General features: G+C 34.2%; 13 protein-coding genes. 1 reads left to right on the plus strand and 12 read right to left on the minus strand.

What is annotated here, in order from left to right; all coding sequences use genetic code 11:
• Positions 1 to 202: 202 nt before the first annotated feature.
• The 10 genes from metQ to ASE40_RS09690 all read right to left on the minus strand — a co-directional run bounded on the left by metQ (position 203) and on the right by ASE40_RS09690 (position 11,672).
• Complete coding sequence (gene metQ, locus ASE40_RS09645) at positions 203 to 1,015, minus strand: methionine ABC transporter substrate-binding lipoprotein MetQ (RefSeq protein ID WP_057116736.1); 813 nt, start codon at positions 1,013 to 1,015, stop codon at positions 203 to 205.
• Between the two features lie 46 nt (positions 1,016 to 1,061).
• Positions 1,062 to 1,715: a methionine ABC transporter permease MetI gene (locus tag ASE40_RS09650; protein ID WP_057116737.1), complete on the minus strand. Its 654-nt coding sequence runs from the start codon at positions 1,713 to 1,715 to the stop codon at positions 1,062 to 1,064.
• Positions 1,708 to 2,739, minus strand: coding sequence for a methionine ABC transporter ATP-binding protein MetN (gene metN, locus ASE40_RS09655; protein WP_057116738.1), 1,032 nt, complete (start codon positions 2,737 to 2,739; stop codon positions 1,708 to 1,710). Before metN ends, ASE40_RS09650 begins: the two co-directional genes overlap by 8 nt.
• Before the next feature lie 383 nt (positions 2,740 to 3,122).
• A complete protein-coding gene (locus ASE40_RS09660; protein ID WP_241774350.1) occupies positions 3,123 to 4,127 on the minus strand; it encodes a PQQ-binding-like beta-propeller repeat protein in 1,005 nt (334 codons plus the stop codon).
• Between the two features lie 14 nt (positions 4,128 to 4,141).
• A complete protein-coding gene (locus ASE40_RS09665; protein ID WP_057116740.1) occupies positions 4,142 to 5,356 on the minus strand; it encodes a hypothetical protein in 1,215 nt (404 codons plus the stop codon).
• Positions 5,357 to 5,523: 167 nt separating this feature from the next.
• On the minus strand, positions 5,524 to 6,642 hold the full coding sequence (nagA, locus tag ASE40_RS09670; protein WP_057116741.1) for an N-acetylglucosamine-6-phosphate deacetylase: 1,119 nt from the start codon (positions 6,640 to 6,642) through the stop codon (positions 5,524 to 5,526).
• Positions 6,643 to 6,802: 160 nt separating this feature from the next.
• Positions 6,803 to 8,200, minus strand: coding sequence for a TolC family protein (locus ASE40_RS09675; protein WP_057116742.1), 1,398 nt, complete (start codon positions 8,198 to 8,200; stop codon positions 6,803 to 6,805).
• A gap of 1 nt (position 8,201) precedes the next feature.
• On the minus strand, positions 8,202 to 9,554 hold the full coding sequence (locus ASE40_RS09680; protein ID WP_057116743.1) for an HlyD family secretion protein: 1,353 nt from the start codon (positions 9,552 to 9,554) through the stop codon (positions 8,202 to 8,204).
• A gap of 2 nt (positions 9,555 to 9,556) precedes the next feature.
• A complete protein-coding gene (locus tag ASE40_RS09685) occupies positions 9,557 to 11,212 on the minus strand; it encodes a peptidase domain-containing ABC transporter (protein ID WP_057116744.1) in 1,656 nt (551 codons plus the stop codon).
• Positions 11,213 to 11,312: 100 nt separating this feature from the next.
• Positions 11,313 to 11,672, minus strand: coding sequence for a hypothetical protein (locus tag ASE40_RS09690; protein ID WP_241774351.1), 360 nt, complete (start codon positions 11,670 to 11,672; stop codon positions 11,313 to 11,315).
• A gap of 490 nt (positions 11,673 to 12,162) precedes the next feature.
• On the opposite strand from ASE40_RS09690, the gene ASE40_RS09695 reads away from it, so the two are divergent.
• A complete protein-coding gene (locus ASE40_RS09695) occupies positions 12,163 to 12,621 on the plus strand; it encodes a DUF1810 domain-containing protein (RefSeq protein ID WP_057116746.1) in 459 nt (152 codons plus the stop codon).
• 331 nt (positions 12,622 to 12,952) lie between these two features.
• On the opposite strand, the gene ASE40_RS09700 is transcribed toward ASE40_RS09695, so the two are convergent.
• Positions 12,953 to 14,995 carry a protein-disulfide reductase DsbD family protein gene (locus ASE40_RS09700; RefSeq protein ID WP_057116747.1) on the minus strand — a complete coding sequence of 681 codons (2,043 nt, stop codon included), beginning with the start codon at positions 14,993 to 14,995 and terminating at the stop codon, positions 12,953 to 12,955.
• A 142-nt stretch (positions 14,996 to 15,137) separates the two neighbouring features.
• Positions 15,138 to 17,954 carry a M16 family metallopeptidase gene (locus ASE40_RS09705; RefSeq protein WP_057116748.1) on the minus strand — a complete coding sequence of 939 codons (2,817 nt, stop codon included), beginning with the start codon at positions 17,952 to 17,954 and terminating at the stop codon, positions 15,138 to 15,140.
• Positions 17,955 to 17,957 lie beyond the last annotated feature (3 nt).

Consider the following 17,957-nt stretch of genomic DNA (forward strand, 5'->3'; position numbering starts at 1 on the left):
ATTATTGCTTTAGAAATATCTCTCTAAATTAAATGATAAAGGATCTATAAACGTTACAAAATCAACCCGTTATTTTATAAAGTTATGAGTTATGAATTATGAGTTATGGGCGAAATCATAATTAATAATTAATAATTCACAATTCATAATTAACAATTCATAATTAACAATTCATAATTAACAATTAATAATTAACAATTAATTACCAGCCTTTAACAGCTCCACCTTTAAATTCTTGCTCAGCAGCTTTTTCTACTTCAGCAGATTGGAACGCTTGTAAAAACTGTTTTACTTTTTCTTCGTTTTTATTGTCTTCACGGCTTACCACTAAATTTACATACGGAGAATCTTTATCTTCAACAAATAAAGCATCGCGGGAAGGAACTAATCCTGCTGCAGAAGCAAAAGTATTATTGATAATAGCGATAGATACATTTTCGTCGTCTAAGGCACGAGGCAATTGCGGTGCTTCTAATTCTAAAATTTTCAAATTTTTAGGATTACTAACAATGTCTGTAACTTTAGGAAGTAAACCAACGCCGTCTTTCAATTTCAACAATCCGTTTTTCTGCAAAAGCAATAAAGAACGCCCGCCGTTTGTTGGATCATTCGGAATAATGATTGTGCTTTCGTTTTTCAATTCTGAAAGACTTTTTATTTTTTTAGAATACGCTGCAATTGGGTAAACAAATGTTTTTCCGATGATCGCCAATTTGTAACCGCGCTGTTTAGATTGTTCGTCTAAATATGGTTTGTGCTGAAAAGCATTCGCATCAATATCTCCTTGGCTCAAAGCTTCGTTTGGAATAACATAATCGTTAAAAGAAACCAATTCCACTTCTAAACCGTATTTTTCTTTTGCTACTTTTTTAGCTGCTTCGGCTACTTTTAATTCTGGGCCGGAAGCCACACCAACTTTTATAAAATGCGGATCATTGTTTTTGCTTTTTCCGCAATTTGCTACAACAAGAGCTAAAGCTAAAATTCCGGCTGTTTTCAAGAAATTTATTTTCATGACAATTCTATTTTTAAATTTTTAATTCTAATTTTTTAATTGATAATTATCTGTGATCAAATCGTTTTGATAATCTGTCTCCTGCAAACTGAATCAGGAATACTAATATTACCAGTAATGCCAAAACCGAATTCATTGTAACAGCATCATAACCAATATATCCGTACTGATAGCCCACTTGTCCAAGTCCGCCCGCACCAACAGCGCCGCCCATTGCAGAATAACCTACAAGCGTGATTAACGTAATCGATGCAGCGTTTATTAATGAAGGTAAAGCCTCTGGAAGTAATACTTTGTAAACTATTTGAAGAGGAGTTGCTCCTAAAGCTCTTGCCGCTTCAATTAATCCTGAAGGAAGACTTAACAAACTGTTTTCGACTAATCTGGCGATAAATGGAGCCGCTCCTATACTTAACGGTACTAATGCCGCACTAACACCAATTGAAGTTCCTACAAGGGCGCGTGTAAACGGAATCATCCAAACGATTAAAATAATGAATGGAATCGAACGAAAAATATTTACTAAAACAGATAATGTCCTGTTTAAAGCAGGCTGTTCTAAAATTTGATTTTTACGAGTAAGAAAAAGTAAAATTCCTGTTGGAAGCCCCAGTAAAAAACCGAAAAATCCCGATACAAAAGTCATAACAATGGTTTCCCATGTTCCTTTTAACAATAATTCTATAATGGAATCAGACATAACCTATAATTTCTGTTTTAATATGTTTTGAATTAAAATATTGAATCGCGGCACTATAATTTTCACGCTTTCCTGATAATTCAATCAGCATTACACCAAAATTTACGTCGCCCGCCTGATCCATTTGTGCACTGACAATTTTAAAGTCAGTATCAAAAAGTCTTGAAACTTCAGAAATAACAGGTTCGTTTACCGATTTTCCAGTCATTTCTAATTTCAACAACGGATTCAAAGTTCCGTCATCTTCTTGTTTTAATTTTTCCTGATAAACGGATGGGATATCAATATGTAGAGAAGATGAAATAAACTCTCTAGTCAATTCATGTTTCGGATCGGCAAAGATTTCGCCTACACTTCCCTGCTCTATTAGTTTTCCGTGACTTATTACCGCAACTTCATCACAAATAGATTTTACAACTTCCATTTGGTGCGTTATCAATAAAACAGTAATATTCAGACGTTTGTTAATGTCTTTCAATAAATTTAAAATAGATCTGGTAGTTGCAGGATCCAGCGCGCTTGTAGCTTCATCACACAAAAGAACTTTCGGATTATTGGCTAAAGTTCTTGCAATTGCAACTCTTTGTTTCTGGCCTCCCGAAAGACTTGCAGGATAATCATTTTCTTTTTCTGCTAAACCAACTAATTGAAGCAGTTCTAAAACACGCGTTTTAATTTCCGTTTTTGAAGTTCCAGCTAATTCCAGCGGAAAGGCAACATTTTCAAAAACAGTTCGTGAAGAAAGCAGATTAAAATGCTGAAAAATCATTCCGATTTGTCTTCTTTCAATCGCCAGTTCCGAATTTGATAACTGCATAAGCGCTTTGCCGTCTACAATAATTTCTCCTGAAGTTGGTCTCTCCAATAAATTCACACAGCGAATTAAAGTACTTTTTCCAGCACCAGAAGTTCCAATTACACCAAAAATCTTCCCTGGAGGAACTCTAAGCGAGACATCAGATAAAGCAGCCACAATTCTGTCTTTCTGATGAAATGTTTTGGTTACATTTTTTAATTCAATCATTCTTTAATTACATTTTAAAATCAAAAAGCCTTTCAAATAGTTATGAAAGGCTTTTGGAAATAAATTTTATCATTTTATATATTAAGCCAGATCAATAAATACCATTACAACAGCACAGCACATCATGCTGCAATGATAATAATTATTCATTTTCTGGTTATATTTCTTCATAGCGAGTGCAAATTTAAATAGTTATTTCCAATTTTTAGCTATAAATCCTTAAAACTTTTATTAACCTATCAATTTAATAGACTTTTTGATTTCAAATAAAAAATCCTTAGGAGAAACTCCAAATAAAAAATTCCAAACTCCAATTGATTATGGAATTTGGAATTTAGAATTTGAAATTTTTGATTTAGAGTTTTTATTTTGGAATTTAAATACTAATTATTCTGTTCTGCAATAGTAGATTTATTCAATTTTATAATTCTGATTTTTTTATTGGTATTGTCCGATAAAAAAATAAAATCATTAAGCTGTGCCGTTCCCACAATAGTTCCAAATGAATTCTGTCCCAAAATATCTGAAGCGTTTACAACTGCTTTGTAATTTTGTTTGATAAAATCTTCTTTTGGGTATAATCTTAAATAAGAAGCACTTCCAACATTTTCTGAAGTCACTGCCCAATCTTTGCTGAAAGAAACAGCAATTGGTTTTATATCTACAAATTGTGTTTTCTGAGGCTCGATTGGAGTTGTTAAAGATGCCGCCGCATTTGCTTTAATATTGGCAATATTATAGTACAAATAGCTTTTTGCCTCTCTTCCTGCTACCACAAGATTACCGCCATACACATCCATTGAATATACTTCTGTATAACCATTTAATGTGTTTAATTTTGCCAGAGGCTGTAAATCCCAATCACTTGTTTCTGTAATCTGAGAGGTTTCAAATACTTTTATAGACTTTTCTTTTTCTTTTACGAATACCAATCCATCTTTTACAACTACGCCAAAAACGTGTACAAAAGTCTTCCACCATTGTCCGTTTCCAACAGTACTGATTCCCGCATTTGTGGTCTCATCAAAAACAAATAATCTGGATTCGGTGCTTCCAACATAAATACGGCCATTGTCAACCGCAACAGAAGTCAAACTCGTTAGCGGAATTGTAGTTGTTCCTTTTACATATTCTTTAATGGTTTTGATATGAGTAAAAGTAAGAGCATCAAAAACTTCCAAAACGTTTCCATTAACAACGTATAATTTATCTTTTGAAACGGCTATTCCTTTAGGATCAAATGCTTCTGTGCTTCCAGGAATATTTTCTGCGGTTAGAGTCGCTTGTTCTGTTGGATAATAGTAATCATAATTTTTAGATTCAATATCGTCTTTGCTGCAATTGGTAAAAAAGCAAAGTACAAGAATTAAGGGCAAAATATGTTTCATGTCTATTTTATATTTTAATTCCATTTTCCTTCACCTTTATATTTCAGCAAAAATGGATTCTTTGGATTAATGGTAAATACTGGTTTTTTGTACGTTCCGTTAAGGTATTTTGTCTTTGTATAAGTTTGTAAAACCTCTGGATCTGTAAAAGGAAGATCATTTAAATAAATCAAATATTTATAAAAATGAGTCAGCATTTCCTGCTGTCCTCCGCCTTCTCCGCTATTGGCTAAATTACTGCTGTGGCTAAAACCAATATGATGTGAATATTCATGCGACCAAACTGACATTTCTCCCAACCAATGTCCGGTAACATATCCAGATTCCCATTGCGATGCCAGATTTCCTCCGCCCCAAGCAGAATCACCTCCAACCATTGCCATCCAAAGCGTTCTTTTATCTAGATAATTCCAATATATTTTTTCAATTTCTTCTTTTGAAATATAATCGTAAACTCCGTCAACGTCATCAGCATTTCCGTGCCAATTCAATGCCCCATTTACAGCAGTTCCTGCCAAAGCAGCCTGCTCTTCTTTGTACTTATCAAAATTGGTAAAAGTGCTGTAATATAGCGGATGGCTTAAGGCGTAAGAATAATTAATAATCATTGTTATTGCTTCTTTTGCCAAAGCTGGATTCATTGGAAGGTATTTACCCAAATCGTTTATATGATACGAATCATTAAACTGCACTAAATGATTGGATTTGATTTTTTTGATTTTTTGAAATAATGGATCTTCAGATTCAACAGAGAATTCAATTGCACCAGAAGAGAATCCTTCGATTTTGTCAATTGTTACCGTATTTCCTGTTTCTAACAAATAATCATTTTTCTGATCTGTTAAAGGTATTTTATGAAACGAGCGGTGAAAAGCAGGAATTTTTGAAAAACTGTAAATCAAAAATCGCTTATCGTAATTCGGCAGTTTTGCATAAATTTTTACATCGTTAAGTCCAACAGGCGAATAAAGCGAAATTTGTACAGAGTCTTTTCCTTTTTGAATAACCTGCAGCGGCTCATTTACCCTAAACCATCGATCTGTTTTATCGTACATTCTTGCTGGATCTTCGTCATCAGCAAACATGGTCATCGGATGATTTTCTACGGGTAAAGCTGTAGCATCAATGCTCGGAAGGTAATTTGGTTTGTACGAATCTCCATCGTCACTGCAGCCAAAAATTATACTTGAAAGTAACGCAAGTACAATGTAGTGAGTTTTTTTTCTCATTTTAAGTAAGTAGGTTTGGGGGTTAAATATGCACACAAAACTATCAATATGCTTTTTAAAAACAAACAGATTGAAAGAAAAGTATGAAATTAAATTGTACTAAAAGTAAAATTATCCAGTCACTACAGTATTTAAAAGTTATATTTTAAGATTTAAAAAAATGTATTTTACGTTAAATCTAAAGTTTCGATTGTAGATAAATCAGCATTGAATTTTACAAAAGATGCAGGAAATCCAGCTTTAATTTTTCCGATTTTATCTTGCAGACCAATTGCTGCTGCAACTCTTGAAGCCGCCATTTTTACTGCTTCATCTGCAGAAACTTCAAGATGATTATAGGCATTTTGTACTGCTTCTGCCACTGATATTGAAGCTCCTGCCAAATTACCGTCTTCATTTCTGTAAAAACCATTTTCTAAATGAGCATCAAAATTATCCCATTTAAAATTGGATACTTTTCGGCCTAAAAACGTTGCGTCGCTGATTAGAAAGAATTTATCTTTTTTTAGTTTGTAAGCTACTTTGGCCGCTGCATAATCACAATGTACGCCGTCCAGAATAACTGGAGCATAAACTTCTTCATTTTCAAAAACTGCCCCAACCAATCCTGGTTCACGATGTCCAAACTGTGTCATGGCATTAAATAAGTGCGTTACCAGATTTATTCCTTTAGCAAAATAAGGTTGCGCTTCTTTATGGGTTATGGTCGAATGCCCGATTGAAATGGTAATTCCGCTTTCAATCAGCATATTTAATTGTTCTTCTGTAAAACATTCTGGAGCAATTGTAATTACTTTAATAACATCTTTTCCTTTTTCGATAATTTCCCTAAGTTCTTCATTTGTTGGTTTTCGCACCTGATCGATACTGTGGGCGCCCCGTCGTAACGGATTTAAAAATGGCCCCTCTAAATGCATTCCGATCACACCATTATTATGCTTTTTCATGTAATTGCGAACGGCTTGAATTCCTTCTAAAATGGTTTCTCTTGAAGAAGAAATCAAACACGGTAAAACATGTGTTGTGCCGTATTTCAAGCTCGAATCGTAAATATCCTGAATGGTTTCTTCGTTTGGAGTCTGGCTGAAATAATACTTTTCGCCGCCATTGATTTGAATATCTATAAAACCAGCTGCAAGATGACTGCCGCCTAAATCAATTTTTTCAATATCACTTGGAATTTCACTTTGCACCGAAATAATAATTCCGTTTTCTATAATAACGACACCATTTTCGATTATTTCTTCACCCGTATGCACAACAGCGCTTACAATTGCTTGTTTCATGTTTAATTTATTTCTTTTAATTTTAATTCAGAAATGAAAAGAGAAAGGTCGTATTATTTCTCTAAATAAAAAAGCTTCAGAAAAAATCTGAAGCTTTTTTGAATTTAAATTCTGAAAATTAATATACTACAGTCATTGCAAACTGCATATTTGATTTGTTTTAATCTGGATTTGCCAATATTTTGTACAATTCTGCATTAGAAAGATAAAACTGATTTTCTAGACTAATTTGAGATAACTTAGCACTTACCAGATTATTTTCTCTCGAATTAATTAAGAAAATGGAACTTTCTCCAAATGAAAACAGTTTCTCTTCTGAATTCAGCATTGTCATATAATCGTTAACAAGGTTATCAATTACAATTTTCTGTCTTCTTAAAGAAGCGATTTCTGTCTGCTGTGCTTTTATTTTATTTTTAAGTTCCAATCGCTGCTGACCAATATCGAACTGCAGATCCTGAATTTTAATTTTAGCCATTTTTAAATTCCCTCTTTCTTTTCTTAAGAAAATAGGAAAACTAAAATCGATATTAAATTTATAGTCATCGGCATTAAAAGTGTTCCAATATTGCGGTTCTGAAATATAATTGTAACCAACATTTACTTTAGGAAGCAGTGAATTTGCCTTTAACTGCCTGTTTACTTCCAAAATAGACATTTTAGTTTCTAAAGATTGTATTTTCGGATGCGAATCCAGTGATTCAACATCGACCATCATGGCATCTGTTCTTAAAGTTTCTTCAATCGTCTGACCTAAATTCTGCTCTGGTTTTACAAAATCTACTAATTCAACCGGGATATTTTCAATCCACAAATAATTAGCCAGATTAAGTCTTGCTTTAGCTAGTTTCAGATTTGCATTTTCTACATTTAATTCTCTGTTTCTTACCGTGATTCGAGCTTCAACGCTGTCAATTGCAGGCGAATCTCCAGATTCAATTAATTTTTTAACACCAGAAAAACGCGTACTTGCAAAGCCTAAGTAATTCTTATACAATTCGGCTTCGTTGTAGCTTTTTCTCCATTCGAAATAAGCTTCACTTGCTTTGTACAAAACGGCGATAGCTTTCAGTTTTCTTTCGGCATCACTTAATTTTACCTGAAGTTTTCCTTCTCTCACATCAGCCATTCGCTGATTGATAAACATTCCCTGCCCTAAAGCCACGCTGATTCCGAGCGATGTTAAACCCGCTTCTGGTGTGCGATTCTGCGGATTGTAATATTGTCCGTCTGTATCATCAAAACCAGCTTTTACTTCAATTCCATACCAAGTCGGAATTTTGAAACTGCTGTTTAATATGGAATAATATTCGGTTCCTTTAAATTCTTTCTTATTGTAATCTACTTCAATTTTTGGATCAAAGCCCCCACGCGCCGCCATTAATCTAGCCTGCGCATTGCTTACTTCAAGATTAGCTTGTTTTACGAGCGGATGGTATTTTTTGACATATCCCAAAAACTCGCTGAAACTCAGCTCTTCTTCATTAAAGTTCTGACTTTGAAGCGAAGAAAAACTCAGCAGAAATAAGAAAGAAAGCAATTTTACAAGATTTCTCATTTTATTTTTTCTCCTTTCCTTTTTCTTCTTTATCACCAGAATTATAGTAGTTTGGCGGGAAACCATTCAAGTTTCGCCAAATTTCATACCCTACAGAAACCGTTTCGAGCAAAGCAATACTTTGTGCTCCGGCACCAATACTTAATTCTTTTGGCCAATGACGATCTTCTCCATCTGGCGAAACCAAAATTCTATATTTCCCATTCGGACTAATAAAGTTTTCTATCGCAACGACTTTACCTCCATAAGTTCCGTATGATAATCCTGGCCATCCAGAAAATACGATTCTAGGCCATCCGTCAAACCAGACACGAACTTTTGCACCGCGGTGAACAAGCGGTAAATCGATAGGATCTACGTAAGTTTCTACAGCAATATCATATTTAGACGGCATAATGCTTACAACTGGAGTTCCTTCTTTAATAGTTTCTCCAAGACCAGCCAGCAAAGCACGATTGACATAACCGCTCTGGGGTGCTGTTATGTAGTATAAACCATTTCTCAATCTATAATTCGTATATTGATTTTCCAGTTTATTTACCTGAGCTTCTGTATCGTACTGCGTACTTAATGCTGTAAATTTATCACTTCTTGATTTTGATATTTTTTCAGCATATTCGGCCGTAATTCTATTGATTTCAACTTTGGCGTTTATCAGTTCATTTCTGCTGCTCAAAAGTTTATTTTCCTGTGTAATAATATAAGCTTCAGACTCTTGCAGTTTTAATCTTTTCTGCTCGACATCTGTCATTGGTTTTAAACCTTCTTTGTTTAATGCTGTAGAACGATCAAATTGTGTTTTTGCAATTCGCAATTGTGTTCTTACCGCAACAAGATCCATACTGTCACTTTTTATTTTCAGTTGTGCCTGACGAATTTTATTCTGCGCCTGCTGCAATTTCAATTGTCTTTCTGTTGTAAGCGACTGTGCCTGAACATCAAGAGAACCTACTTTATCACTATACGATTCTGCAGCCATTTTTTTGGCATCAACTTGTTCTTTGGTATTTGCAACCAAATTTGGATCTAGGTAATCTTCTTTAATCTCTGAAATAAAAAGAATAGTATCTCCTTTTTTTACATAATCTCCTTCTTTCACAAACCATTTTTCAATACGTCCAGCAATAGCATTATGCACGGTCTGCGGTCTTTGATCTGGTTTTAAAGTCGTTACAGAACCGCTTCCAGATATATTCTGTGTCCAAGGCAGAAAAAGACAGCAGATAAGAAAAATCAAGAATCCGATTATGACTTTATTTAAAATTTTATAATGTGGCCTGCGGGCAACGCTTGTAATCGATTTGTATTTGCCCGGCGTTATAAGTACGTTATTATCTTTAGATATATTGAGCATGATTAAAGCTTTATGTCGTTAATAATTTTTCCGTCATCAATCGTGATCATACGGCTGCACTTGCTTTTCCAAATGTCACTTTTAGAAGTTACAATTACAGTCCAGTCGTTTTCATCAGAAAGTAAAAAATCAACAATTTTGTTCGAAGTTAATTCGTCCATTTTATCAACCGGATCTTCTAAGAATAAAATATTCGGTTTCCCGACAATACTTCTGGCCAAAAGAATCTTTTGAACATCTGAAGCAGAAAGTTCGCGCCCGCCTGGATGAATTTGATTCTCGAGTCCGTTCTCAAAAGTTTTAATATAGGGTGTCAAACCAACATTATCTAAAGCCCATTTTAAATCATCACTGTTTAATGTTTCGTTTCCGAAAACAATATTCTCGCGTATTGTACCTGCAAAAAGTGTATCACCCTGCAAAAAAGTTCCTGCCTGAGCTCTGTAAGTGTCTTCGTTAAGACGGTTCATATAATTATCGGTAACATACATGGCACCGCTTTCTGGCTCCAAAACTCCGGAGAGAAGTCTTAACAAGGTACTTTTTCCAGCTCCGTTTGTTCCGGTTAGAATAATTTTTTCGCCCTGAGAGATTTTTAAATTAATATTCTTAAGCGATTTTTTGGTATGTTCTGGATAATTATAACTGATGCTTTCGGTTTCTATATTAATTCCTTTTTCTGTTTTATCAGAAGTCTGCGGAATGCATGAAATTTCCATATCCGTAATCTGTCCAATTTTTTCAAGGGAAGTCAAAACATCATAGAAAGATTCTAATCCGAAAATAATTTTCTCAACTGAGTTAATCAATAATACAATTACAATTTCAGCTGCTACGAACTGCCCTATGTTCATTTGGTGGTGAATTACCAGAAAACCACCGATCGACAATAAGGCAGCGGTAACAATTACTTTAAAAATAGTCAGCTGTATATATTGTTTTTTCATTACCTGAAAGTGTTTTTCACGGTAGTTAACATATTGACTCACATAGCCGTCATTTCTATCTAAAGCGTATTCAAAAGCACCTTTTCTGCGGAAACTTTCTCGATTTCGGGCAATTTCCTGAAGCCATGCTGCTACTTTATATTTAAACTTCGACTCGTTCAAACTGGTTTCTAGACCATCTTTGTAAGAAAATTTAAAAATGACATATAAAATAACAATGAAAAGAAGTCCGATAACCATAAAGAAAGAATGGTAAAGAACCAGTAAAATAATACCCAGACCCACTTGAAGAAATGCTGTACAGAAATCAAGCAGTAATTTTGCCGTTCCTTTCTGCACCGTTAAGGTATCAAAAAAACGATTGGCTTTTTCGGGCGCATATTCAGAATACATTTCTTTAAATTTAATTAAAGGCATTCTGTATGCAAATTCAAATGAAGAACGAACGAAAATTCGCTGCTGCAGGTTTTCGACTATACGAAGCTGTAAGATTGTTAAAACACCGCCAAAACCAACTCCAATTGTAACTAAAACTACGAGAACAATCCAAGAAACGCTGAGTTGTCCGCTTTGAATAAAATTAATAATAGCCTGGATTCCCAAAGGCAGTGAAAGGTTTACTAACCCTCCAAAAGCAGCATAGAAGATAATTTGATATACATCGCGCTTATCGAGCTGCAATAAGGTATAAAAACGTTTTAATGGTGTCATGAATGTAAGTATAAATACGAGATTATTACATAGAATAAATATACGGCAAAAACCGTATTCGAGATCAAGATTTTTCTTCCAATCCCTAAAAAACAAGTATTTATGAGTTCATTCGAGGAGGCGGTAAATGTATCTTACCATGAAATCCAAACGAAAACATTGGATTATTGATGTAGTTTTTTCCTTTGGTTTCTATGTGAAAATAAAAATTAGGCATTGATGATTCTATCGAAATCAAATATTCCATTGCTGGAATTCCTTTAGCTAATTTGGCTGTTTTCGTGTCTTTTGTTTCGTAATCATCCAATTCTTCTGGAATTCCGTCGCATTTAAAAACTTTCTTTAGAAAATTGCATGCAATACCTTTTACAGTATAAGTTTCGGCATTGTCACTTATAATTCTGCCAAAACTATTGGAGATATTTAAACTGCTGATTAAAAAATAACCGACTAGTAACACCTGAAGGCATTTGCAAAAAAAGCTATTTTTAATTTTATTCAACATTTTCTAAAAAATAAAAGTTACATCACCAATAAAATCCCTGAAAGACTTTAACCAAAAAACAGTTTAATAATTCCTAAGTCTTTTTTGCCTCTAAATTTACTTTTCAGTCTAAAAACCACATTCGATTTTGTTCAAAACCTCAGTGATTTAGAGCAGTCATCCTAATTTTTAGGAGCGCGCAATTTAGCGCCATTTTTTTTGCAGAACATTAAAATAACATTAGAATTTAGCTCTTTTTAAAACTTTAAAAATAAATTAACAGGACATTCCTACACTTAAAGATTATCGAAATTATATAACACCACGCTATAATTCTATAACTCCCAAATAGATAGGAATTCTACTTTTGATAATCGAAAATTTCGATAAAATATAATAAAAGATTAAACAAGTGTTACCGATTAAACAAACCCGATTTATAAACCATTTAATATATAATCAAGAGATGATCTACGCAAAAAATGATTTGACCCGATTTTTAGATGCACAAAATAAACTTTATCTGACTGCTCTTTCTGAGATTAAAAAAGGAAAAAAAGAAACACACTGGATGTGGTTTATTTTTCCGCAGATAAAAGGATTGGGAAAAAGCGCGCTCTCTGATTATTATGCGGTTGCAGATCTTAAAGAAGCAACTGAATTTTTAAATCATCCGATTTTAGCAAAACATTTAATTGAAATCTCAAAATTGCTTTTGACTTTAAAGAAAAAGTCAGCAGAAGGTATTTTGGGCGAACTTGGCGCAAGAAAACTGCATTCGTCAATGAGTTTATTTGTTCAGGTAGAAAATGCAGATCCTGTTTTTCAAGAAGTTCTGGATACTTTTTTCTACGGACATTTAGATCAAATGACTTTAAACTTTACTAAAAAAGCCGTTAAACAGCCAGAAGCTGTTCTTTCTTAATACTCTCTTAGGATTCTAAAAAAAGCGGTTATCTCAAAATTGAGATAACCGCTTTTTTACGTTTATATAGCTAACGTCATTCCGTAAGAATGTTTCATTGGTAGACAAAATAATGACCCGTCATATTCACGTCCGTAGGACGTTTGAAATTGGTAAATTGTTAAAAAACAATGTCAAAATGAAACGTTCCTATGGAACGATGAATATGCTAACAATAATTTTCTACCGATGAAATGTTCCTACGGAACAAAAAATATAAAAAAAAAGACTATCCCTTTTAGATAGTCTCTTTCATCAACAATATAATTACAAATTAAAGATAAAAATCTCTTTATGAACTTTTCTCAAAATTAGAAACGCCTTTTTGCAGCCAGTTTAAATATTCTTGAATATTTGGATTGTAGGCTGAAGTTTCATTGAGCTTTTCGCCGTTATGATTTACCAAAACATAAAAAGGCTGTGCATTGGTTTTGTAAGTTAGTGTTTGAAATTCACTCCATTTTTGACCAATATATTTTAACTTTTTCCCTGTCAGCTTAGAGGTAATCTGCTCGTTTTGCGTCAATTCTCTCTTGTCGTCAACGTATAGAGAAATCAAGACCACATCGCCTTTTAGAATTTTCTGTACTTTTTCGTCAGACCAGACATTATCTTCCATTTTTCGGCAGTTTACGCAGGCGTGGCCGGTAAAGTCGATCATAACTGGTTTTCCTATTTTTTTGGCGTACTGCATTCCTAAATCGTAATCGGTAAAGGCCATAATGTTATGGGGGCCAAGCTCTGCTCCTTCTGGAAGATTCTGCACTATTTGTGATGAACTTGAATTATTCAATCCATTTGGAATTTCGCTGTAATGCATTGGCGGCGGAAAACCGCTGATCATTTTTAGCGGAGCACCCCAAATTCCGGGAATTAAATAAATGGTAAAAGCCAGGACTACAACACCAAGTCCAAGTCTTCCAACGCTGATTTTGGAACTAGGCGTATCGTGCGGTAACTGAATTTTTCCGAATAAATAAAAAGTCAGCGTTCCAAAAATGGCAATCCAAATGGCTAAAAAAGCTTCTCTTTCCAGCCAATGCAACTGCAGAACCAAATCGGCGTTTGATAAAAATTTGAACGCTAGAGCCATTTCTAAAAATCCCAAAAACACTTTTACCGAATTTAACCATCCGCCAGATTTTGGAAGTGAATTCAGCCAGCCGGGAAAAGCAGCAAATAGTGTAAAGGGTAAAGCCAAAGCCAAGGAAAAACCAAACATTCCCACAAAAGGTGCAATTCCTCCGCGTGAAGCGGCTTCCACCAATAACGTTCCAACAATTGGCCCAGTACACGAAAAGGAAACAATTGCCAAGGCCAAAGCCATAAATAATATCCCGACGATTCCGCCTTTGTCTGCTTGCGTATCAACTTTATTTGCCCATGAATTCGGCAGCATAATTTCGAATGCACCCAAAAATGAAAAGGCAAATACCATTAACAGCACAAAAAAGATCAGATTGAACCAGACATTTGTGGAAAGCGCATTTAATGAATCTGCTCCGAAAACCCAAGTTACAACGGCACCTAGAAAAATATAAATGGCAATAATCGAAATTCCGTAAAAAATGGCTTTTCTAATTCCCTGCGATTTGGTTTTGCTTTGTTTGGTAAAAAAACTGACCGTCATTGGGATCATCGGGAAAACGCAAGGCGTCAGCAATGCAGCAAATCCAGAGAAAAATGATAAAAGAAAAATAGTCCACAAGCTTCTTGATGCTGTTTTGGGCTGGATTTTTTTTACTGCTGCTTTTGGCGTTTCAACTATTTCTTTTGAAACTATTGATGCTTTTTCTTTTAATTCTAAAACCGAAGAATCAACAACAATTGGTTTATTATTTTCTTTTACGGTTGTTTCTATTAACGTTTTCGCTTTCGCGGAAGGACTAATATTAAATTCTAATTCATCAGAACTTGGCGGCAGACAATTTTCATCATTACAAACCATAAACTCCACTTGAGCTTTAATTTTGAAAGGTTTGGACGAAAGTATTTTAATGCGTTGTGTAAAAGCTGCTTCTTTTTCAAAAAACTTGATCTGCATTTTAAAAACGGGATCATTAATGTTTTTTCCTTTTTCTTCTTTTACATTATCAACTAATTGAAAATCTGAACTCCTGCTGAAACTAAAAGTTGTGGGAAGCGGACCTCCGTCTGCAACTTCCTGACTGTATAAATGCCAGCCCGATTCTATAATGGCTTTTGCCTGCAATTCATATTCAGTATCAGAAATTTTCGCAATACTGGTTTTCCATTTTATTGGGTTATATATCTGAGCTTTTACTAATATGGAAAACAGCAGGAAAAAGCCCAGTAAAAAAATATTCTTTTTCATGGGTAAAAACTTTAGAAAGAGGGTTGAATAGCAAAAACAACCCTCTATTAAATCCGCTATTCAAACTAAATTGCTTACTAATTCAAAATAATTGATTGATAGGGAAATACAAATTAAACTCTAGTAATAAAAACTCTTCAGATTATTGTAGTGGTTTGAAAACGATTTCATATGAATCGGCTTTGTATAAAAACGAATTCGCAAAGTCCTGAATATCTTTTGCTGTAATACCTTTTATAATATTTTCGTAATTATTAGGATCATTCATATTCTTGCCATCTATAAAATAACTGTAAAGCAAATAACTGCTATACATATTAAAATTTTTGCTGTCTTCTTTCTCCTTTAAATAGTTTGTTTTTGTTTTTTCTAAATCCTCAGCTACAATATCTCCTTTTTTAATTTTATCAATTTCTTGATAAACAATTGGAAGTAAATGCTCTACTTTATTAGCATCGCAGTCAAAGTTAATTTCTAGACTAGCTTTTGAAATTGGTAATTTGTCAATTCCTGAATCCACACCTGCGCCATAAGTTCCACCTTCTTTTTCACGAAGACTTTCTGTATAACGCAAAGTCAATATATCTCCTAAGAAAGAAGCTAAAATTCTGTTTCGCTGAGTATAAGCATAGTCCTTTACAAATGTGATTCGAACAGAACTTTTTGCAGTTTCCATTTTTATGAAAACATCTCTATCAATTTTATTCGACGTCCATTTTGGAATCTCGGTATTAAATTTTTCCTTTCGTTTGATCCCATTTATACTTGCGATGTATTTTTCTAGTAATGGTTTTAAAACTTCTGCTGTAACATCCCCAACAATAAAAAAATCAAAATTTGAAACATCTGCAAAGCGATCCGTATAAATCGCTTTCATTTTATCAAAAGATAAATCATCGATATATTTTTGATCTAATGGACGAATTTTAGGGTTATTTTTTCCGTAAACAATATTGGATAGACTATCCTGCATCTTAGCATTAATGTCGTTTTCTCTATTTTTTAAGGAGTTTTGAAGTCTTTGTTTTAAGAGATCATACATTTCCGAATCAAATCTTGGCTGTACAAAACGCAGATGCACTAGCTGCATCATCGTTTCGATATCTTTAACATTTGCAGAACCCGAAACTGTTTCCTTTACAGAATTTAAACTTACAGATGAATTTGCAATTTTTCCTTTTAAAACCTTTTCTAAATCAACATTAGAAAGTTCACCAACGCCAGACATCATTGCCAGACTTGTAGAACGATATGCTGAGGGCATGTCTTCAAATTTATACAAGGATATACCGCCCAAACTTTCTGCTTGCAGGTTTATCTGTTTTTTGTTTTTATCTGCAAACTTATAATGCACTTTTACGCCGTTGCTTAGTACAAAAGTTGTGGCATCGATTGCAGTTTCTTTTTTCTCAGAAACAATTTTTCCTGGATTAATTTTCAGATTTCCTAAAAGTGTTTTTCCTTCAAAAGTATCTACATACGCCTGTAATGAAACATCATTTTCTGCTTTCTGAATAATATCAAAAGCTTTTTCCTGCATTAGGTTTTCTTCTTTTTCAACACCCGTTACAGTTACGACGCGATTTTCTTTTGTGTATAATTTATTGATTTCGTCCTGAAGCGTTTTAGTATCAATATTCTTCAAAATGCTTTTCGTCATTTCAAATTCTGCTTTAGGATCTGCAATAACTTCATGGTTTAAATAATCATCTTTTACCATTCCGATTACTTGTTTGTGCGAAATCTCGTTTAGTTTGTCTAAATAATTCTCATATCTAGAAATCGTTTCTGTAACTGCTCTTTCGATTTCTCCTTTTGAAAAACCAAATTTATAAGCTCGAACCCATTCGTTCATTACTGCTGTTAAAGCTTCGGCTTGTTTATCTGGTTTAGGCGTTATGCTTACTACAAAAACATCGTTCAAACGGGAATATTTTTGATATCCAATTTGTGCTCCTTTAAAAGGATATTCTTGTTTTTGAGCCATTTCGCTCAAACGATTGTTTATAATTCCAAACGCAATGCTTCGTTGTGTAGATTTTTCTAAATCGGCATAAGTTCCAGTTGCTTTCTCAGCTTTATGACGAATCATAAAATTGATATTCGATGCTGCAATTTCTTTGTCTAAAGCCAGTTTAAAAGTAGGTTCTGCTTTTTCTGGAATAGCAACTTCAAATCTTTTTTTCGGATTTACGGGTGTTGGAATATCTGCAAAAAGTTTTTTGATTTTTGCCTCAATTTCATCTGCATTAATATCTCCAACAATTGCGATTGCCTGTAAATCCGGACGGTACCAATCTTTATAAAAATCTTTTAAAACCTGGTATTTAAAGTTTTTAACGATTTCCATATCGCCAATCGGCATGCGGTCTGCGTAAAGCGAATTGTTGTAGTAATACGGCGCTAACTGATTGTAAATTCTTGCTCTTGCATTTTGTCTCGTGCGCCATTCTTCGGTAATTACACCACGCTCGGCATCGATTTCTTCATTCGTCAGCGATAAAAAATTAGACCAGTCGTGCAAAACCAATAAGCAGGTATCTACTACTCCACCATCTTTTGACGGAATATTGTCCAGATTATAAACTGTTTCGTCTGTGCTGGTGTAGGCATTGATATTTTTTCCAAAAACAGCACCTTGTTTTTGAAGCGTATTCAGGATTCCTTTTCCTTCAAAATTTTTGGTTCCGTTAAAGGCCATATGTTCCAGAAAATGCGCCAGACCTTTCTGCTGGTCGTTTTCTAAAATCGAACCTACATTTTGAATGATGTAATAACTTGCCGTATTTTTATTGACCTCAGTCGGATAAATATAGTACGTCATTCCATTTGGCAGCACTCCTTTTTTTATTTTTTGGTTGACCGCAATTGGATCATTTGCTTTATAATGCTGCGCTTGCGCGAATGACAAACATCCAACGAAGAGCAGTAAGATCGCTATTTTTTTGCTGTATTTCATAAA

Source organism: Flavobacterium sp. Root935, assembly GCF_001429295.1.
In the GTDB taxonomy this organism is placed as follows: Bacteria; Bacteroidota; Bacteroidia; order Flavobacteriales; family Flavobacteriaceae; genus Flavobacterium.

Excerpts from the sequence above, each read along its gene's own strand:
- ASE40_RS09680 (WP_057116743.1), bottom strand. The coding sequence starts at position 9,554 with ATGCTCAATATATCTAAAGATAATAACGTACTTATAACGCCGGGCAAA.
- ASE40_RS09685 (WP_057116744.1), bottom strand. The coding sequence starts at position 11,212 with ATGACACCATTAAAACGTTTTTATACCTTATTGCAGCTCGATAAGCGC.
- ASE40_RS09665 (WP_057116740.1), bottom strand. The coding sequence starts at position 5,356 with ATGAGAAAAAAAACTCACTACATTGTACTTGCGTTACTTTCAAGTATA.
- ASE40_RS09695 (WP_057116746.1), top strand. The coding sequence starts at position 12,163 with ATGATCTACGCAAAAAATGATTTGACCCGATTTTTAGATGCACAAAAT.
- ASE40_RS09650 (WP_057116737.1), bottom strand. The coding sequence starts at position 1,715 with ATGTCTGATTCCATTATAGAATTATTGTTAAAAGGAACATGGGAAACC.
- nagA (WP_057116741.1), bottom strand. The coding sequence starts at position 6,642 with ATGAAACAAGCAATTGTAAGCGCTGTTGTGCATACGGGTGAAGAAATA.
- ASE40_RS09660 (WP_241774350.1), bottom strand. The coding sequence starts at position 4,127 with ATGAAACATATTTTGCCCTTAATTCTTGTACTTTGCTTTTTTACCAAT.
- ASE40_RS09700 (WP_057116747.1), bottom strand. The coding sequence starts at position 14,995 with ATGAAAAAGAATATTTTTTTACTGGGCTTTTTCCTGCTGTTTTCCATA.
- metN (WP_057116738.1), bottom strand. The coding sequence starts at position 2,739 with ATGATTGAATTAAAAAATGTAACCAAAACATTTCATCAGAAAGACAGA.
- metQ (WP_057116736.1), bottom strand. The coding sequence starts at position 1,015 with ATGAAAATAAATTTCTTGAAAACAGCCGGAATTTTAGCTTTAGCTCTT.
- ASE40_RS09675 (WP_057116742.1), bottom strand. The coding sequence starts at position 8,200 with ATGAGAAATCTTGTAAAATTGCTTTCTTTCTTATTTCTGCTGAGTTTT.
- ASE40_RS09705 (WP_057116748.1), bottom strand. The coding sequence starts at position 17,954 with ATGAAATACAGCAAAAAAATAGCGATCTTACTGCTCTTCGTTGGATGT.